Raw genomic sequence first — 18,753 nt, 5'->3', positions numbered from 1 at the left:
CGTCACTGGTCGTCACCGTCCCAGGGGTTGTCGCGGTACCGGTCGCGCTCGTCGCCGCCGCGGCCCGGCCGCGGGCCGGGGGGTTCGTCCCAGGGCGCCGGGGGACGCTCGTCCCGTGCGGGACGCTCCGCGCCGCCCCTGCCCCGGTCCTCGTCGTCGCGGCGCCGGCCGGTCCGGCCGCCGTCGTCCTCCCACGGCTCGCGGCCACGGGGCTCGCCGGCCGGGGCGTGGGCGTCGTCACCGTCGTCCGCGGTGGCGTCGCCACGGCGGCTCCCCCACGCGTCGGGCTCCTCCCGCCGCTCACCGGCGCGCCGGCCGGTGTACGCGGCACCAGGGTCGTCCTCGGCGAACCGCTCACGACGCGCACCGTCGTACCCCGCGCCGCGCTCGTCCTTGACGAACCGCTCACCGTGAGTTCCGCCGGACGCCCCGGCACGGTCGTCCTCGGCGAACCGCTCACGACGCGCACCGTCGTACCCCGCGCCGCGCCCGTCCTTGACGAACCGCTCACCGTGAGTTCCACCGGACGCCCCGGCACGGTCGTCCTCGGCGAACCGCTCACGACGCGCACCGTCGTACCCCGCGCCGCGCCCGTCCTTGACGAACCGCTCACCGTGAGTTCCGCCGGACGCCCCGGCACGGTCGTCCTCGGCGAACCGCTCACGACGCGCACCGTCGTACCCCGCGCCGCGCTCGTCCCTGGCGGACCGCTCGCCGCGACCGCCGCCGTATCCCCCGGCACGGTCGTCACCGGCGTCCCGGTCACCGGCGTACCGCTCGGCCCGGGCGCTGTCGTACCCCGCGCCGCGCTCCTCCTCGGCGAACCGCTCACCGCGACCGCCGCCATACGCCGCACCATCGTCGTCGGCGTACGGCTCGGCCCGGGCGCTGTCGTACACCGCGCCGCGCTCGTCCCTGGCGGACCGCTCACCGCGACCGCCGCCGTATCCCCCGGCACGGTCGTCATCGGCGTCCCGGTCACCGGCGTACCGCTCGCCGCGGTGGGCCCCGTACGGCTCTCCGTGGCCGTTCGCGGAGGGGCTCCGTTCGGCGTCTCCGCGGTAGGTCTCGAAGGACGGGACCGGGGCCGTGCCCCAGTCGTCGTCATCGGGGTGGCGTGGTGCGGGGGCGTCGTCGCGGTGGCGGGGGCGGGACGGGGTGCCGCCACGGACGTGTTCCAGCAGGAGGCGCAGGGTCGGCTGGACGGCGCGCTGGTCGCCGAACTCCTTGTCCAGCGCCGCCGGCAGGGTCTCCGCCCAGAACTCCCACAGCGGCCGTACCCAGCCCTCGACCCGCTCGCCGCCCCGCTCCCGGCGCTCGGCGAGCAGCTCCAGCTGGCGCGGGGCGATCTTCTCGACCAGGTCGACGAAGAGCGGGTGCGGTTCGCTGCCGGTGCGGGCGAGGCCCCGCGGCTGGGCCGCCATCAGTTCGCGGCAGTAGTCCTCGACGGTCCGCTCGTCGTCCAGGACGGTCCAGCGCTCGTACGAACGCAGCAGTTCCGCCCAGCTCGACACGCCGCCGGGGAAGTCGCCGAGCCGCAGCCGGACGCCGGGGACGTGCGGGCCGGTCTCGGGGAACAACCGCAGCCGGACCCGGCCCGGCGAGGCGGGGTCGCCGTCGACCACGTCGACCTGGCCGTTCCACATGCAGCACAGCAGCCGGTGCAGGATGGTGCGCCGGTCCTCCTCGCCGCTGACCATCCAGCTGTCCCGGTAGCCCAGCCGCTGCCGCCACCGCAGCACGTCCTGGGCCTGCTCGGACTCCTTCGCGCGGGCCCACTGGCGCAGCACCTTGCGGGCCTCGGGCACCTGGGTGAGGCTCATCTCGCTGCGGAACAGGACGACGGTGATGGAGTCGCTCTCCACGCCCCGGTACTCCACGGAGTTCTTCGCGTCCGAGGGCAGCCGCAGCGTCTTGCCGAGGTACTCCTGCACCTCCTCCACGGCCTGCACCCGCGGGTGGGTGACCAGGACCCGCAGCGGTCCGGTGCCCTCCGGGGTGAAGCCGACGGGCAGCAGCCCGGCGAGCTTGCGCCCGAACAGGTCGAGCGCCTCCTTGCTGACCTGGTCGGTGGCCTCCTGGTCGCCCGCCGCGGCGGACAGCAGGGTGCCCATGGCCGGCAGCAGCGGCCGCTCCTCCAGGTGGGTGCCGCTCTCGGCGAACAGCCGGGTGATGCGGGCCTCGAGCTGCCCCTTGACCTGGGCGACGGCACCGTCCGGGTCGCGGCGGCTGCGGGTGTGGACGCGGCGCCAGGTGTCCCCGTCGACCAGCTTGAGCAGCAGCGCGGCCTCGTACTCGGTTTCGCGCAGCCCCTCGCGCCGGATCAGCCGGGCGACGACGTCCTCGTAGAAGTGGTTGAGGGTGCGCTGCGGCGGCAGCAGGTAGGAGATGCCGGTGCGGTCCTCGTAGAGCTCGTGGCCCTTCTGCGCGGAGGCCTTGCGTTCCTGGTCGCCGTGGCTGCGGAAGGCCCGCACCAGCCGGTCGAGGTCGGCGCCGGCCGCGTCCGCCTGCGGCTGCCAGTGCTGCTGCTGGTCGCGCCAGGCCTCGTGCCAGATCAGTCTGCAGCGCCACTCGTACCAGGCGTCCTGCTCCCGGATGGCGGCCTGGACGGCCTCGTCGCCCCAGCGGGCCGGCGCCATGCCGGCGAGCTGGCCCTTGATCCGGGGGATCTTGGGCGGCTGCTCGGTGACCCCGGCCGGGCGCTGCGGGGCGCGGGCGCGGCTGTCCAGCATGCCGAGGAAGCCGAGCCGGACGATCCCGTGGTCGCTGTCCGGTATGCCGCGCACGACGCGTTCGGCGAGGAAGGGGTCGGCGCTCTGCAGCAGCTTGTCGATGGCGGGGCGCAGGGCGAACCGGTCGGCCATGACGGCGGCCTGGTGCTCGGCGTCCGAGCGCAGGGCGGCGAGCTGGCGCTGCATGTCGCCGATGCGCTCGCCCAGCGCCTGCTCGATGTTCTTGCCGCCGCGTGGCAGGGGGTCGGGCTCGGGCACCGGCAACTGGCGTCGTTCCCAGAGTTCTTCGAGGTGGGAGTCGGCGAACAGCTGCCGGATCATCAGCACCGCGTTGTCGCCGCGCAGCTCCGCCCGCGGCCGGTCCACGAGCTCGCTGACCGCCTCCCGCAGCATCCGGCCGGCGACCAGGTCGGCCAGCTGGTCCATGGGCGCGGTCATGGAGGCGACCAGGCTGGTGGAGACGCCCTGCCGGCCGATGCCGGTCGGTGACAGCGAACTGCGGGCGACGCCGCGGTTGATGAAGCTCGCGGAGAAGGTCTGGTAGTCGTCGTCGGCGGCCGTCTTGCGGCCCCGGGAGCGGCCGTCGCCCAGTTCGGTGCCGATCAGCGACATCACCAGGGAGACGATGGAGCGGCGCAGGTCGTCGGCGCGGATGCCGGCGGTGGGGCTGAACAGGAACGCCGTGGGCAGGATGCCGGTGCGCAGCCGGATCGGTGTGGTGCCCGGGTAGCGGATGGCGAAGCCGGCGTCGTGGTCGAGGTCGCCGATCTCGGCGCCCTCGGTCGGCGCGTTCTGCCGGTCCACCAGCCGGAAGAGGTCGACCAGGGCGCGGGCCGCGTTGAGTTCCGCCTCGCGTCCGCCGCCGGTGGCGGCGGAGAAGGAGGACGGCATCACCACCAGCGGGTAGATCTTGACGCCGTCGAACCGCCGCAGCTGGAAGGCGTAGTTGATGAGGTGGAGGTAGTCCAGGAAGATGCCGGCGCCGGTGCCGCCGGCCACCGAGAAGGCGACGAACACGTCGCAGCCGCTGACCCGGCCGCCGCCCAGCTCGCTGAGGTCGCCCGCCGCCTTGGCGATGGCGTCGATCGCCTGGAGCAGCGGCTCGAGGACGGGGGCGAGGCTGTGCCGGAGCGTGGCGAACAGGGCGGCGCGGCCGACGGTGGGCAGCTGGCCCGCGCCGTTGTGCAGCGGGGTGACCTCGGGTTCGCCGATGACGGGCGGGAGCCAGCCGGCCACCTCCTCGCGCAGGCTGGCCCGGAGCATCTTGGTGACCTCCGGTGAACTGTCGAAGTTCGGCAGGAGGTTGTGGGTGGCCCGGGAGGTGCGGGCGTACGCGGCGCGCAGCGAGGGGTCGACGTTGAACTGCGGCAGCCGCAGCAGGTCGCTCTCGCTGTAGTCGGCGTAGACGAACTGCAGGCAGTCGGGCAGCTGGAAGGGGGCGTGCCCGCTCTGCCGGGTCAGTGCCATGCCGTCGGGGCCGCACAGTTCGGTGCGCAGTCTGCGTTCGAGTTCGGCGCCGACGAGTCCCCCGGTGCCGCCCAGGCCGACGAAGAGCATCGGCTGGAAGATCTTCATGGTTTCCTCCCCGCTCGCGGCCGGGGCGGCCGCGGGTTCGTGCTGGGAACGTCCGTGGTGGGTGCGGCGCTAGGACCGCGGTGGGTGCGGCGCGACGGCCGCGTGGGTGTGCCGGTGCGGGCGGAGTGGCCGGGCCGTCCGCCCGCCCCGGCGTCACTCGTAGGAGCTGTAGGCGCTGGGTGTGCCGGGTGTGCCGGGGGCGTCGGCGGTGCCGTGGTCGGGGGTGCGGGGCTCGTGGCGGCCGGGGGGCGGCTGCCGCCGGGTGCCCTTCCGCTTCGGGGGACGTCTGTCCTCGCCGAGGGCCAGCTGCAGCGTCTCGGTCAGCGGGACGGGGCCGCGGACGGGCACCGGGGTCCGGCCGCCGCCCTTCTTGCGCAGGACCGCGCCGCCGCCCTTGGGGTTGCGCTGGACGGCGTAGGGGCCGTGGGCGCGCCGTTCGATGCGGGGGCTGCGGTGGGGTTCGGCGACGGTGAACTCGTACCACTGCTTGTGGCCGTGCCCGGCCGGGTGCTCGGAGAGGACGCTGCCGTCCTCCGCGACCAGCTGGAGCGTCAGGCCGTACGGGTCCGTGACGCGGCGGCGGTGGCGTACCAGGACGACCGCCAGTGCCGCGATCGCCAGGAGCGCGACGGCTCCGGCGAGGAAGGCCCACCAGTACTGCTGCCAGATCCCCGGCCGGGGCGTCACCCGGACGGAGAGCGGTTCGCGTACCAGCATGCGGTCGTGGTCGGTGGTGTCGACGACGGTGACGGTGCCGGCTAGGCGCAGGCCGTCGCCGAGGCGGTCGCCGAAGACTCCGGCGGGGGCGACCTCGACGGTCACGTCGCGGGTGCCGGACTCGCCGGGTCCGACGGTGATGCGGTCGGGGCTCACCGAGAGCAGGCCGCCGCGCAGGTCGGTGACGGCGAGCCGCAGGGTGTGCGCGGTGCCGCTGGTGTTGTGCACGGCCAGGGTGCCGGTGGCCCTGTCGCCGGGGTGGACGTTCTCGGCCGGCAGGTCGAGCGAGGTGGTGACGGGCAGCTGGCCGGGGGCGACCCCGGTGGTGAGGCTGCGGGTGTCGCCGCGCAGCCCGGTGGCCGTGAGCGTGGCGCTCACCGTCAGGTCGCCGTCGGCGGCCCGCGGGATGCGGACCGAGGCGGTGAAGGAGCCGTCGCCGGCGGTGGGGTCGGGTGCCGTGCCGTCGTCGGTGAGGTCGAGCGTCAGCGGGCCGAAGCCGTGGCCGGTCAGTTCGCCGCGCACGCGCAGCCCGGCGTAGTCGCGCGGGTCCTTGACGGCGTAGCCCTCGCGGGTCTGCAGCCGCATGGTCACCGTGGCCTTCTCCCCGGCCTGGGGCGAGGGCGGGTCCATGGTGAGGGCGCCGCGCAGTTCGCCCTGCCAGAGCACGCTGACGGCGACGGGCAGCGAGCGGTGTCCCTCCGGGGCCTCGGCCTTCACCTTCCAGGTGCCCGGCAGCGGGTCGACGATCTTCAGCGCCTCCACGGGGCCGTTGCCGCCGGCCAGTTCGAAGCCGGAGTGCTTGTAGGTGCCGTGGGTGGGGACCTTGGCGCCGCTGGGGTCGTAGTAGGTGATCCTGACCTGGGGGTCGCCCTTGTCGACCACGATGCTGCCCACGGTGGCCAGCGGGGAGATGGCGATCTTAAGGGTGGCGGGCGGTGTCCGGCTGGGCCCGCGTTCGTGCCGCAGGCAGTGCGCGGCGGCGAAGATGTCCTCCAGGGTGCTGCCGATGTCCTCCGGGTCGACCTTGTGCGGTGCCGGCCGGGCGGAGGGCAGGTCGACGCAGCCCTTCTGGTAGCCGCCGGCCGCCATCCGCCGCAGCTCGTCCAGGCGGGGCGCGGACCCGAAGCCGAGCGGCCAGATCTGCACGTGGTGGGCGGCGGCCTCCTTCAGCGCCAGGCCCAGCTGGCGCCGGCCCTCGGCCTCGCGGTGGGCCGGGTCGCCGTACTGGGGGCTGTCGGTGACGTCCATGTACCCGTCGGTGAGCAGGAACAGCACGCGCGGCTGGGACGCGTCGGTGCCGTCGGTGAGGTCGTGCACGCCCTGGCGTATCGCGTTCGGGAAGTCGGTGCCGGTGCCCTCGCTCCTGGTGCGGCTGTGCAGCCTGCCGACGCACGCGCCGATCGTGTCGCGGCCGGCCGCGTCCAGCGCGGTGCGCGGGCAGGCCGTGTCGACCGCCTTCTGGCCGGCCGCCTCGGCGGCGGCGAACCCGAAGACGGAGACGTGGGAGTCCGCGGAGACGTCGCCGAGCGCGATGCGGGCGGCGGCGGCCTTCTCCGCCTTCATGTCCTCGGCGCGCAGGCTCGCGGACTCGTCCACGGCCACCGCGTAGTTGACGGCCGGGAACGCCGGCCGGGCGTCCGCCGCCGGCGCCGGATCCCGGCCGGCCGGTGCGAGCAGCGCCGCGCACAACGCGGCGCCCGCCAGCAGCGGGACCAGGGCGCGGCGCACCCGGTCCCTTCCTGTCCGCCGTCTTCCCGTGACTGTTTCCACGGCCGTCCCCTGTTTCGTCGTTCGTCTCTGCTGGAAGTGCTCGGTGCGGGCCGGCCGCGCGTCAGCGCGGGGTCAGGCCCCAGACCAGTGCCAGTGCGGCCGCCAGGGCGAGCGATCCCATGCCCCAGCGGATGGCCCGGTACTTGGCGGCCAGGATCGAGCTGAGGTCCACGGCCTGGACGAGCAGCCACTCCGCGGGGTCCCGCCCGGCCTCGGCGACCCGGGCGGCCAGGCCCGCGAGGTCGCGGGAGGCCACCAGGTCGCCGAAGTACGTCACCCCGTCCCCGCCGCGGACGGTGCCGGTGCGCGGCATCAGGGCACCGACCAGCGCGACCACCGCGCCGGCCCACAGGACCCCCGCGAGGATCAGCGGCAGGTCGGCGGGCCGGTACCCGCCGGGTGCGCCGTGCCAGCCGATCAGGAACGCGGGCAGCGCGAGCGTCCCCGACAGCAGCACGGCGGCCTTGGAGTCGGCCCGGCCGAGGTCCTCGCGGACCGTGGCCAGCAGCCGCTCGGCGATGCGCTCCCCCGACCCGGCCGGGCAGTGCCGACCCCCGTGCGGCACAGGCCCGGCCGGGTCGGGGGAGGTCCGGGAGCCGCCCTCGGCACTCATCGGTCCTCTTCCGCCCAGGACCAGCCGTCGTCCCGCGGCCGCCGCCGGCCGCGCCGCGGCGCCCGGCCGGGGTCGTCCTCGGGCGGGTAGGGCTCGGGGCGGTGGGCGCGGCCGCGCGGCGGCTCGGCGTCGGGGTCGTCCGCCGGGGGGTACCCGCGGCCGCGGGTGCCCTCCCGGTGCGGGTCGTCCCCGGCCGGATACGGCTCGGGCGGGTAGGCCTCGGGGCGGTAGGTGCGGCGGCGCGAGGCGCCCCAGCCGAGGTCGTCCACGGGCTGCGGTCCGTCGTCGTCCGGCAGCCGGCTCCCGGGCCGGTGCGTCCGGCCGCGCGCCGGCTCGCCGGGGCCGTCCGCCGGGTCGTACCCGCGGCGGCGCGGCGGCGCGTGGCCGGTGTCGTCCGCGGGGTCGCGGCCGGACCAGGGGGTGCGGCCGCGGGCCGGCTCCCCGTCGGGGTCCACGACCCGGGCCGGCCGGGAGGTGCGGTAGCCCGGCGGCTCCCGGTCGGGGCCGTCGTCCGCGAAGTCGTCGCCGAGGTCGTCCGCGTAGGCGTCCGGCCGGTGGGTGCGGCCCCGCGGGTCCTCCCGGTCGAGGTCGTCGTCGTACCGGCGGTCCCGGCGGCGGGCCTCGTCCCGGCGGGGCGGTGCGTCCGACACCCAGTCCGGGGTGTACGGCCCGTCGGCGGCCGGCTCCAGCTCGCGGGGCTCCCGGCGGGCCGGCACCGCGCCGATGGGGCCCTGGATCGGGCGGCGCCGGTCCTGGTTGAGCAGGTTGAGGACCTGGGTCTCCACGTCCACGGAGTGCAGTTCGCCCCGGACCGCCATGCCGTAGAGCCGGTCGACGCGCTCCTTCTCGTCCTCCCGGCCCTCCTGGCGGATCTTCTCCAGGAAGTCCTTGGCGCCCTCGGGGTCGGCGGCCAGCATGAAGCTGAGCTGCTCCAGTTCCCCGCCCAGCAGCATGCGCTGGAAGTGGTCCTGGCGCACCCGGGTGACCTGGGCGTCGGCGTGCGCGCCGCGCGTCTTCCTCGCGTACTCGATGGCCTCGTCGTCCACCCCCAGGCGGACGTACAGCCGCACCCGCAGGCCGAGGTCGGCTCCCAGGTCGCTCCACCGGCCGCCGGCGCACTCCCGGGTGATGACCCGGTTGGCCTGCTCGGCGTCGGTCACCCGGTAGGTCAGGGTGACCTCGCGCAGCCGCTCCAGCACCGGGGAGGTGAGCCGGGCGGCGACGTCGGTGACGACCTGGACGGCGGCCAGGTGCGGGTCGGTCACCTCCCACTCGATGTCCACCTCGGCCTTGAAGAAGCTGGTGCCCCCGGCGGCCGGCAGGTCCAGCCGCAGGGGCGACACGAAGGTGCCCTGCGCGATCTCGCAGACGGTGTACGGCCGGGCCAGCGCCCGCTTGTCGACGTGCCGTGCGCCGGAGACGGTGATCACGCTGTGGCCGCCGTTGCGGTAGAACAGCACCGAGGCCCGCTGGGCGCTCACCTGCGGCGGCATGCCGTTCGGTGCGTACTCCCGCAGGAACGGCCCGGCCGGCCCCGCACTCCCGCGCGCCGTCCCGTCGTCGTCCTCAGCCATGCCTCTCCTCCTCGCGGGTCCTCTCCCGGCGCGGCCCGCGCCCGCGGGTCCTCGGCGGCGGCGTGACGGCGAGCCACCACAGGTCGCGGGCCTGCGCGTCGGGAAGGGGGTTCTCGTGGTCGTGCATCATGCGGCGCAGCAGCAGGTCCAGCCCCCGCCGGTCGAACTCCTCGGGGGCCAGCGCGGGCAGCAGTGCCGCGAGCCCCGGCCGGGTCCACTCGGTGCCGTCCTTGCGCACGGCCGACCGCAGCAGCCGCTCCAGCGCGTCCATCGCCACGTCCCTGGCCCGTGCCGTGTTCAGCGCGGTCCACATCAGGTCGGCCATGGGGGCGACGAGTTCGGGCCGGGTGGCGGCGAGGGCGAGCGGCAGCGGCCAGTCGCCCCGGCCGGCCAGCGGGGCGTCCGGGTCGTCGACGAGCACCTCGTCCACCGTGGTCACCGCCAGCCGGACGGTGGTCACCAGGCCCAGGTCCTGGTAGGGCTCGCGCTTGTGGTGGGTCCACTCGGACATCCGCGCCAGCACCTGCGCGGCGTCGGGCAGGGCGAGCAGCCGTACGACGTTGAAGGAGGCGACGGCGAGCTGGTCCCCGTCGTCCCGGACGCCGATCCGGGCCAGGGCGTCGAGGGTGTCGCCGGTCGTGGCCGCGGCGTTGCCGTAGCCGAGGGCCATCGCCGCGGTCCAGCGCTGGGCCGCGCTGCCGCCCCGGCTCCAGTCGCCGACCAGCCGGTGCACGGTCCCCCGGTGCGAGGCGTGGCCGGCAGCCTGGTCCAGGGTGGTGGCCGCGAAGATCCGGCGGCGGGGCGTGCCCGCCTCGGCGAGGGGGCGGACGAGTTCGGTCCAGCCGTGGTCGAAGTCCCGGACGCACAGTTCGCCGGCGGCGACGGCGGCGCGCATCCACACCTGGGAGCGCGGGTCGTCGGCGAGCTGCCGCAGCCAGCGCACCACCGGCGTGCGCACCGGGAAGTGCCGGTCCCACAGTTCGCTCAGCACCGCGGACGGCAGGGCGGAACCCCTGTACCAGATGAGGCGGGCCGGTACCTCGCCCCCGGCCACCTCGACCTCGCCGTCCTTCAGTTCGGCGCGCGAGAGCGCCAGGTCGGTCTCCGGGTCGTCGCAGAACAGCGGGCGGGCCGGGGTGTTGTCCGGGTCGCACTGCACGGACAGTTCCCAGGTCAGCAGGTGGGCGGCGGCGGCCACCGCGCTGTGCGAGGCGCCGCCCAGCACGGCGAGGGCGATGCGGAACGCCACCGGGTGGAACAGGGTCGCCGTGCCCACGCGGTGCGTGGTGCCGTCCGGCTCGGCGGCCGGTGCCGTCAGCGCCCGGTCCACGCCGGCGAACCACTCCTGGGCCTGGCTCGCGGCGAGGCTGCGGCAGCCGGTCAGCAGCGCCTCGTGGTCGAAGTCGCCCAGGACGTGCCCGGCCAGCAGCGAGGCGAGCAGCTCGGCCTCGGCGGGCCGCAGGTCGTTCAGGCCGACCGCGTCCCTGACCTCCTCGCGGGCCCACAGCTCCTCGGCGCGGGCCGGCAGGTCGGCCGGGCCGGCGCCGCCGTCCGGTGCCGCGGCGGTCCGGCCCTCCAGCCGCTCGCGCAGCCGGGTGCGCAGCAGTTCCGCGGTGGGGGCGGGCGGGCAGATCATGCCGTACCGCCCGGTGAGCAGCGGGTTGGCGGCCGAGCCGACCGTGACGACGACGACCGCGTAGGCGTCGCGGCGCTCCAGTGCGGCGGCGAGTTCGTCGAGGTCCATCTCGTCGGGGGGCAGCGCGCCCGGCCGCGTGAGGGACAGCTCCAGCAGGTACCCGGTGGCGCGGGGTGCCGCCTCCTCCTCGCCGCCGCGCGGCTCGTCGAGGGAGGCCGCGAGCCGCCGTACCCCGTCGTCCCCGTCGACCCGGCGCACCCGGGAGCCGGTGGCGGGACCGGTGTCCGCGGTGCGTACGGCCGTGATCGTGACCTCGTCGAGGAGGGAGAGCGCCGTGCTGGTCCGGCCGGTGCCCGGAGCTGCGCCGAGGACCAGCAGCCGGCGGGCGCGCAGCGTCCGGCACAACTGCCGGTAGCCCTCGGGCTCGACGTGGACGCGGCGCAGCCGGCGCAGTTCGTCGTCGGGGACCGGCCCCCCGCGTATGCCGGCGCCCGTGTGGCGGGTGTCCAGGCGGAGGTTGATGTCGCCGATGTGGGCGCTGCGGAAGTAGGAGCGGTCGAAGCTGGTCCAGTCCCGGCCGAGGTCGAAGAGCAGCCGGGTGGCGCGGCGGGCCCGGGCGGCCGCGGCGAAGTCGGTGGGGCCGTCCTCGCCGTCCTCCTCGGCCAGGGGGTCGCGGGTGTGCTCCCTGAACCGCCCGGCGGCGCGCTCCCGTTCCTTCTCCCGCTCGGCGGCCTCGTCCTCGGCGGTGTCGTCGTCGCCGTCGTCGGACGCGCCGTCGTCGTCCCGGGACCGGTCGTCCCGGTCCCTGCGCCGGTCGGCCTTCCTGGCGTCGGCGTCCTTCTGGCCGGCCTTCTTGTCCCCGGCGTTCTTCCGGTCGTCGGCCCGCTTCCCGCCCGCGTCGGGCGAGCGGGCCGTGTCCGGCTTGTCGGGGGCGTCCTGGGCCGGGCCGCCCGCCTGCTCGTCGTCGCTCACCCGTCTCAGCCCTTCCGCTGCCCGCCGTCGCGGCCGGTGATGCGGCCGATGTGGACGGGCTGCTGGTAGACGTTGTCGTGGTGCTGGGACATGTCGCCGTGGACGGTGATCTGCGTGCTGCCGGAGCGGCGGTCGGGGCGGTGGGCGGGGGTCCTGGCCAGGGGGGCTTCCTGGAGACCCTCGAAGTCGTCGGCGCCGTCGGTGCCGGCGGGTTCGCCGGGCTGCTCCGTGGCCGGCGCCTGCGGGCCGGGGATCTCGGGGGCGGGCCGGCCGGGCAGGTGGAACCAGGCGGTGACCTCGCCCTCCTTGAGCCGCAGCCCGGCCCGGGAGTAGTAGGCGGGCTCGATGAACTTGCCGCCGCTGCTGACCACGTCCTCGTAGAGGGACTGGGAGGTCGCCACGACCAGGTCGGCGCCCTCGGCGTCGAGGAGCTGCCGGGCGACGGCGGAGTCGGCCAGCCGGCAGGCCAGGTCGACCGCGCGTCCGCTGATGCCCCGGGGGTCGTGCCGGACCGGGCCGACGTGCATGCCGATGCGCAGGCCGAGGGGCACCCGCAGGTCGCGGTTCTCGTGCCGGAGCTGCTCGTGCACCTCGACCAGCCACAGGCCGAGCAGCCGGCTCGCCGCGATCCGGCCCGCCACCGAGGCCAGCACGCCGTCGCCGCGGTCCTCCAGGTGGAGGGCGTCACCGGCCACCGAGGCGTGCGCGAACGCGGTCTCGACCACACGGTAGATCCGCTCGCGCATCCGCGTCTTGTCGACGTCGTCGTACTGCCCGGAGCGTCTGGCGTCGACGCTGATCACCAACTCGTAGTGCTCTTCGGTGAGTTCGGTCGCGTCGTGGTTCACCCGTGCCCCCTTGCGGTGCTGTTCGCCGGTCGAAGTGGTGGTCCGTCCCCTCAGCGTCGGGCCCGGGACGCAGGCCGTCTGTAGCCGTTTACACACGGCGCCGGGGTCTCTTACTCGTGATGGCCGTCCGCGAGCAGGGCGAGCAGCTCCGGATCGAGGATCTCGACCAGCCGGTTGCCGGTGCGGACGATGTTCTGGGTGCGCAGCAGGCGCAGCGCCTTGGCCACGGCTTCGCGGGTGGCTCCGATGGTGGCGGCCAGTTCGTCCTGGGCCAGCTGGACGACGGGCCCGGCGGGCCGCAGCCCGGTCGGGGCGCCCGCGCCGGTGGGGGTGTAGGGGCCGGCGGTCTCGGCGCCGGAGAGTTCGGTGAGCCGGGCGGCCAGGCGCTGCAGCACGGTGAGGGAGGCGAGCGCGGACCGCTCCTGGTCGGCGCTGCGCAGCCGGGAGGTGAGCTGGCGTATCACCAGTCCGCTGACCCGGGGGTGCAGGGCGAGGAAGCGGCGGAAGGAGTCCCCGGGTATGACCTGGGCCTCGGTGGGTCCGAGCGCCCGTACGGTCGCGCTGCGCGGGTGCCGGTCCAGCGCGGCCATCTCGCCGAGCAGTTCACCGGGCCCGCGCAGGCCGAGTATCAGCCGGGTGGCGCCGCGGTCGGTGGCCACCGAGACCGTCACCCACCCCCGGAGGACGATCACGACATGACTGGACCGGTCACCCTCGGTCAGGAGATGGGCGTCGGCCGGGTAGCGCCTGCGGCTGCCGAGTGCCATCACGCTCTCGCGCTCCTGCGCGGTGAGAGCCTGCGCGAACGTCAGGTCGTCGCCGAGCAGCCCCATGGCCCCGCCCCCCGCCGCAGTCCCGATGGCTGATTTTTCGATGGCGAGATGGTGACAGAGCGTTTCTTCGAGACGAGTGAATTGCGCCACATCCGTGGTACCGGACGGTAGTTGACGAAGTGCCAGGTAGATCGCCCGAGGACGCGGAGCCCGGGGCGCGCCTGCTCGGCCGGGCCGTACGTCGGCGGAGCGGCGCGGCGGCCGGCCGCGCGGACGACGATGAGGTCAGACCCGGCACCGGGCGATGCGCCGCATATATGCGGGGACCGGGGCAGGCAGGTGATTTGGCGAAAACTCGGGTTTTCGGCCGATGGGCCGGTAATACCTGGACACGCGACGGCGCAGTAGGGGACGGTAGTGCGTCCGCGTCCCGGCGGGCCTGGCGTGGTGGCCGGGACGGTGCGTGCGTCAGCGCACCGCGCAGGGACGGCCGTTGAGGGTGAAGTCGCGCGGCGTCCGGTTGCGGTCCTGCCAGGAGGAGAGGAAGCCGAAGGACAGCGTGGCGTGCGCGGCGACGGTGCGGTTGTACTCGGCGGCGGTCGCGGTGACGTGGGAACCGCTCTGGTGGACGGTCGCGTCCCACATCTGGCCGACCTGCTGGCCGTCGCGGAAGCTCCAGCCGACCCGCCAGTCGGTCAGGGGATCGTCGGTGGTGACGGTGACGGTGGCCTGGAAGCCGTCGGACCACTGGTTGAGCAGGTCGTAGGCGACGCGGCAGGTCGTGCCGGGGCCGGACGTGCCGGCGGATCCGGCGGTGGTGGCGGAGGAGGTGCCCTGCGGTTCGGGCTCGGTCGTCCTGCGCTCCGGCCGGTGCGCGGAGGGGCTCGCGGAGGGCGTGGCGGAGGGCGAGCGGGACGGGGACGGCGCCGGGCCGCCGGGGCGGGTGCCGGCGGGGGCGGCGACCGGCTGGCCGCCGTCGCGGGCGACCGCCTCGTCGCCACCGGAGCCGCCGAACGGCATCATCGACACGCCGAGCGCCAGCGCCGACAGCAGGACGGCGGTCGCGATCAGGGCACCGCGCAGGGCACGGCTGCGGCCCGCGTCCTCCTCGGGGGCGCCGGCGTCGGCGGGGGCCGGTCCGCCCACGCCGAGCCGGACCTCGGCGGCCCGGCGCCGGCGTTCCAGGTAGGCGAGGCCGCCCCAGCCGACGACCCCGCCGGCCAGCGCGGCGGGCAGGCCGCCGCCGTGCAGCCGCAGACAGGCGGCGGCCTCGGCGCACTGCACGCAGGTGGCGAGGTGGCGGGAGAGGTCGCCCGGCGTGTCGGCGGCGGGCGAGCGGGTCACCGCGTCCAGCAGACGGGCGTAGGAGCGGCACTGCGCGTCCATCGGGCTGTCGAGGTGCGCGCGGCGGCAGCGGTCCCGGAACACGGTGCGGACCTGGTCGAGTTCCTCGGCGACCGTGGCCGGGTCCAGCCCCAGCCGGCGGGCGACGGTCGGCAGCGGCAGCGCCTCCACGTCCGTGAGCCACAGCAGCAGGGCGTCCGCGTCCTGCAGGTCCCGCAGGGCGCGCAGCGCGACCGGGCGCTGCAGCGGCGGGCCGGTGTAGCGGGCGGCCTTCTCGGAGTTGAGCCACAGCCGCAGGTCGGGGTCCAGCCTGTGGCCCCGGCCGTGCGCCTCCCAGTCCGCGGCCGTGTTGCGTACGGCGGTCAGCAGCTCCGGGATCACCGGCAGCCGGCCGGGACGCCGGCCGGGGCCGCGCACGGGCGGGTTGCCGGCGGCGCGCACCTCGCGCATGCCGAGGGTGAACGCCTCGGTGGCCAGCTGATGTGCCGTCAGCGAGCCGGAGGTGCACAGGTCGGCGTAGCTGAGCACGGCGTCCCAGCACTCCGAGAACAGCGCGGCCTCGGTGGCGTCCTGGGGGGTCGGCAGGTCGGGCATGGGACTCCTGCATCCACAAGCGAGGTCAACTCTTCACAGAGGGAGTGGAGTTGAAGGGACCCTCGCGGCGGCAGGAGCCTTTCACGTCATCGACACGACTGACAAGCGGCGTATTCAAAACCGCCGGTGACCACCAGGTCGCGTGACGTGACGACGCTCGCGCGGGCCGGACAACTCCGGTCCCCCATACGGACCGCAGTGCCGTCGCGTTCACCGCGCGGTGGAATCGGGGACGGCGGCCGTGCCGCCGTCCCGCTCCCGCTCAGACCTCGGCCTGCTCCCCGGCCGGTTCCGCGGCGGGCAGGCTGTCCATGAAGGAGCTGACCGAGAACACCGCGCGGCCGGGTCCGGGCGGGCCGTAGCCGGGGGGCGAGGAGAGCCCGAAGTCGTCCATCGTCGCCCGGTACGCCTCGAGCAGCCGGATGTGGTACTCCAGCGGCGCGCCCTGCGGGTTGGCCTTGCCGAGCGGGGTCGTGGGCTCGGGGCACCAGGTGGTGAAGCGGGGCGTGATGCCGTGCGACATGAAGAAGCGCAGGCCCTCGGTGGTGGAGGCGATGGCCTCGTCGACGGTGGTGAAGCCGAACGGCTCGGCCATCTCCACGCCCGCCACGAAGTTGGGGATGACGTTGCGCGCGCCGAAGACCTCGGCGGAGTCGAGGATGCGCTTGTGCCACTCGTCGCGGCCGACGTAGCGCTCCTTGCCGGGGCAGTACAGCTCGAAAAGCCGGCGGTCCCACACCTCGAAGTTGGGGTGGTAGATCTGCACGCCGTAGTCCTTGAACCGCTGCACGTCCGCCTTGGGCAGCGCCTGCGCGACGACCTTGCCGATCCAGCGGCCGGGGAAGCGCTCCTCGATGGCCTTGGCGTAGTGGCCGTAGAAGTCGGCCTCGTCGCGTCCGGCGACGGTCTTGGTGATGGCGCCGCCGGTCAAGGTGTAGGCGGTGGAGGCCTTCTGGGTGTCGTACCGGTCGATGATCTCGAGGGCCTCGAGGACCTCCTCGACGTCCTTGACGCCGGTGTAGGGCCGGCCGGCGGCCTTGTGCTGGCGCCAGTTGTGGTTGATGTCGCAGTACTGGCACTCCTCCTTGGCGCCGAAGTACTGGCAGACCCGGAAGACGGTGAGGTAGATCAGGTAGCCCCACTGGATGGTGGGCGCCACCTCCATCACGGACTTCCCGTTGGACAGGGTGTGCCGGTAGTACTCCGGCATCGGGGGCACGCCGACGTCGGCGACGCGGCGGCCGTCGAGGTAGAGGCCGAGCAGCCCCTCGTCGTCGGCGGCGACCCGGTACGGCGAGGCGGGGTTCACCCGTACGGAGACCACCGTACGGCGCAGGTCGTAGGGGCCGCCGGTGAGGATGATCTCCTCGGGCGGGCGCCGCAGCGCGGCCTCGCCCAGTTCCGGCAGGGTGCCGTGGTCGAAGGAGAAGATGAAGTACGACTTCGGCTTGACCTCGCCGCTCTCGTTGTCGCTGAGAGCGGAGGCGTCGAAGGCGACGCCGCCGCGGAGCAGGTCCTCCTTGAAGACGGCTTCCCGCGGTACGTGCGGGAACCGCTCCATCAGATCCTCGACCAGCGCGGTACGGCTGCCCATCCGCAATCTCCTCCCGGCTCAGGCGTTCGACTCCTCACGGTATGCCCCCGCCTGTACGGCTGCCCGGGCGGGTCCCCTCCCGGCGCGCGACGTGTCCCGGCACGGCGGTGTCCGGCGGCAGCAGCGGGTCGGGAACGGGGGTGCCCCAGACCGCGGTCAGCGGCAGGACGCCGGCCCACCGCCCCGCGGCCGCGTCCGGTCCGTCGCCGTCGTCCGGGGGACCGGTGCGGATCTTGACGGAGGCCTCTTCCAGGGAGAGGGCGAGGACGGTCGTGGCGGCGAGTTCCCGGCGGTTCGGGCCGCGCGCGTACGACCACTGGCCCGGGGCCGCGTGCTCGGTGAGGACGCGCAGACCCGCCAGCTTCTCGTCGGGGTCGGTGACCTTGCGGGCCTCGCCGTGGACCACGGCGCTGCGGTAGTTGACGCCGTGCTCGAAGACGGACCGGGCGAGGACCAGGCCGTCCACGTGGGTGACCGTGACGCACACCGGGGCACCGCCCGCCAGGCTGCGGCTGGCCACGGAGCCGTGCAGGTACAACTGGCGCCCGTCCCGCCCGTACACCGTGGGCACCACCAGCGGGCGCCCCTCGACCACCACCCCGAGGTGGCAGACGAACCCCGCGTCGAGGATCGCCTCCAGGTCGGCCCGTTCCAGGCTGCCCTGCTCGCGCAGCCGGCGGTGGCGGGTGCGGTCGGTCACGGGCAGGAGCGGGCGTCTCGGAGCCATGCCGAGCACGCTACCGATATCGCGACACATGGACCACAGAATTGACGATCACAGGCGATGTCAACCCGGTGGACAACGAAATCCGCAGCGCGACACAGGAGGCTCGGATGCCGCCACCCCGGGCGCACGCGGCCGTGTCCCGCGCGGTCGAGGTGCCGGCCCGGGGGCGTCACGCGGACCGTTCGAGCTCCGCCTGGTCGACGGTGTGCAGAAGGTCGCCGCCCGCCGACAGGCGCTCCGCCTCCTCCACCACGGTCCGCCCGAGCCGGGCCACCTCGTTGCCCTGCGACCCGGCCAGGTGCGGGGTGACGAAGGCGCCCGGCAGGGCGTACAGCGGGGAGTCGGCCGGCAGCGGCTCGGGGTCGGTGACGTCGAGCACGGCGCTGAGCCGGCCGGTGCGCAGCTCCGCGATCAGAGCGTCGTGGTCGACCAGGGACCCGCGCGCGGTGTTGATCAGCACCGATCCGCTCGGCATCAGGGCGAGCCGGCGGGCGTCGACCAGGTGCCGGGTCTCGGGGGTCTGCGGCGCGTGCAGGCTGACGATGTCCGAGGTGCGCAGCAGGTCGTCCAGCGGCAGCAGGGACACCCCGAGCCGGGCGGCCTCGGCCTCGTCCACGTACGGGTCGGCGAGGGCGACCCGCAGGTCGTGGGGGCGCAGCAGGTCGACGAGGCGGCGCCCGACGCGGGAGGCGCCGACGAGGCCGACGCGGCGGCCGTGGTTGCCGATGCCGGGGAGGATGCCGCCGTAGGGGAAGGTGCGGCGGGTGCGCAGCTGGTCGCGGAAGCCGAAGACGTCCTTCCCGGCGAGCAGGATCATGGCGAGCGTGTACTCGGCGACCGGCAGCGCGTTGGCGGCGGCGGCCGAGGAGACGGCGATGCCGCGCCGCCACACCTCGGGGGTGGTGAAGCCCTTGACCGAGCCGGCCGCGTGCAGCACCGCCCGCAGCTGAGGGGCCGCGTCCAGGGCGGCCGCGTCCAGGCGGGGGCAGCCCCAGCCGGTGATCAGCACCTCGGTGCGGGCCAGGGTCTCCCGGACCCGGGGATCGGCGAAGACGTGCGCGACCAGGGTGGGATCGACGTCCACGTGCTCGCGTAACCGGGCGAGCAGTTCGGGCGGGAAGACGTGCGGCACGTTCTGGGCTGTCATGGCGAACAGCGCCTGCGGACGCTCGGGCAAGGAAGTGGCCTTCCGGCTCGGAGACGTGCTGGTAGCAACCGGTCTCTACGGTAGGGGGCGCGAAATGAGAGGGTCAACGAAGGCACACGCACCCGCGGAGGGGCACG

The 18,753-nt window shown here is 74.9% G+C and carries 11 protein-coding genes; all 11 read right to left on the bottom strand.

The annotated features are described in order from the left end of the window. Positions 1-2: 2 nt before the first annotated feature. A complete protein-coding gene (locus AQJ66_RS01475; protein WP_061915156.1) occupies positions 3-4,307 on the bottom strand; it encodes a tubulin-like doman-containing protein in 4,305 nt (1,434 codons plus the stop codon). Between the two features lie 153 nt (positions 4,308-4,460). After that, positions 4,461-6,752 (bottom strand): choice-of-anchor X domain-containing protein, encoded by a 2,292-nt coding sequence (locus tag AQJ66_RS01470; RefSeq protein ID WP_208611256.1) that lies wholly within the window; start codon positions 6,750-6,752, stop codon positions 4,461-4,463. 103 nt (positions 6,753-6,855) lie between these two features. Further along, positions 6,856-7,407, bottom strand: a complete 552-nt coding sequence (locus tag AQJ66_RS01465) for a Pycsar system effector family protein (protein ID WP_061915153.1) — start codon at positions 7,405-7,407, stop codon at positions 6,856-6,858. Beyond that, entirely contained in the window at positions 7,404-8,981 is a 1,578-nt protein-coding gene (locus AQJ66_RS39625) for a hypothetical protein (protein WP_208611255.1), read from the bottom strand. Before AQJ66_RS39625 ends, AQJ66_RS01465 begins: the two co-directional genes overlap by 4 nt. After that, on the bottom strand, positions 8,974-11,589 hold the full coding sequence (locus AQJ66_RS01455) for a hypothetical protein (RefSeq protein WP_061915150.1): 2,616 nt from the start codon (positions 11,587-11,589) through the stop codon (positions 8,974-8,976). The genes AQJ66_RS39625 and AQJ66_RS01455 overlap by 8 nt, the downstream gene beginning before the upstream one ends. 5 nt (positions 11,590-11,594) lie before the next feature. Next, the gene (locus AQJ66_RS01450; protein ID WP_061915147.1) at positions 11,595-12,437 is read right to left on the bottom strand and encodes a nucleotidyl cyclase domain-containing protein; all 843 of its coding nucleotides are present in this window, start codon (positions 12,435-12,437) and stop codon (positions 11,595-11,597) included. Between the two features lie 110 nt (positions 12,438-12,547). Next, the gene (locus AQJ66_RS01445; RefSeq protein WP_061915144.1) at positions 12,548-13,270 is read right to left on the bottom strand and encodes a Crp/Fnr family transcriptional regulator; all 723 of its coding nucleotides are present in this window, start codon (positions 13,268-13,270) and stop codon (positions 12,548-12,550) included. Positions 13,271-13,678: 408 nt separating this feature from the next. Continuing rightward, on the bottom strand, positions 13,679-15,148 hold the full coding sequence (locus tag AQJ66_RS01440) for a cellulose-binding domain-containing protein (protein WP_061915141.1): 1,470 nt from the start codon (positions 15,146-15,148) through the stop codon (positions 13,679-13,681). Between the two features lie 262 nt (positions 15,149-15,410). Then, the gene (locus AQJ66_RS01435; protein WP_061915138.1) at positions 15,411-16,742 is read right to left on the bottom strand and encodes a radical SAM protein; all 1,332 of its coding nucleotides are present in this window, start codon (positions 16,740-16,742) and stop codon (positions 15,411-15,413) included. 34 nt (positions 16,743-16,776) lie between these two features. Then, positions 16,777-17,469, bottom strand: coding sequence for a pyridoxamine 5'-phosphate oxidase family protein (locus AQJ66_RS01430; protein ID WP_061915134.1), 693 nt, complete (start codon positions 17,467-17,469; stop codon positions 16,777-16,779). Between the two features lie 169 nt (positions 17,470-17,638). Next, positions 17,639-18,646: a hydroxyacid dehydrogenase gene (locus AQJ66_RS01425; RefSeq protein ID WP_061915131.1), complete on the bottom strand. Its 1,008-nt coding sequence runs from the start codon at positions 18,644-18,646 to the stop codon at positions 17,639-17,641. Between the last annotated feature and the right edge of the window lie 107 nt (positions 18,647-18,753).

It is taken from the genome of Streptomyces bungoensis, assembly GCF_001514215.1.
Taxonomy (GTDB): domain Bacteria; phylum Actinomycetota; class Actinomycetes; order Streptomycetales; family Streptomycetaceae; genus Streptomyces; species Streptomyces bungoensis.
The sequence above is the reverse complement of the archived record's forward strand: the minus strand, read 5'-3'. Positions and strand labels throughout refer to the sequence as shown.

Bases quoted from the DNA above. Each gene is read 5' to 3' on its own strand.
- AQJ66_RS01475 (WP_061915156.1), bottom strand. From the start codon at position 4,307: ATGAAGATCTTCCAGCCGATGCTCTTCGTCGGCCTGGGCGGCACCGGG.
- AQJ66_RS01465 (WP_061915153.1), bottom strand. From the start codon at position 7,407: ATGAGTGCCGAGGGCGGCTCCCGGACCTCCCCCGACCCGGCCGGGCCT.
- AQJ66_RS39625 (WP_208611255.1), bottom strand. From the start codon at position 8,981: ATGGCTGAGGACGACGACGGGACGGCGCGCGGGAGTGCGGGGCCGGCC.
- AQJ66_RS01445 (WP_061915144.1), bottom strand. From the start codon at position 13,270: ATGGGGCTGCTCGGCGACGACCTGACGTTCGCGCAGGCTCTCACCGCG.
- AQJ66_RS01440 (WP_061915141.1), bottom strand. From the start codon at position 15,148: ATGCCCGACCTGCCGACCCCCCAGGACGCCACCGAGGCCGCGCTGTTC.
- AQJ66_RS01435 (WP_061915138.1), bottom strand. From the start codon at position 16,742: ATGGGCAGCCGTACCGCGCTGGTCGAGGATCTGATGGAGCGGTTCCCG.
- AQJ66_RS01430 (WP_061915134.1), bottom strand. From the start codon at position 17,469: ATGGCTCCGAGACGCCCGCTCCTGCCCGTGACCGACCGCACCCGCCAC.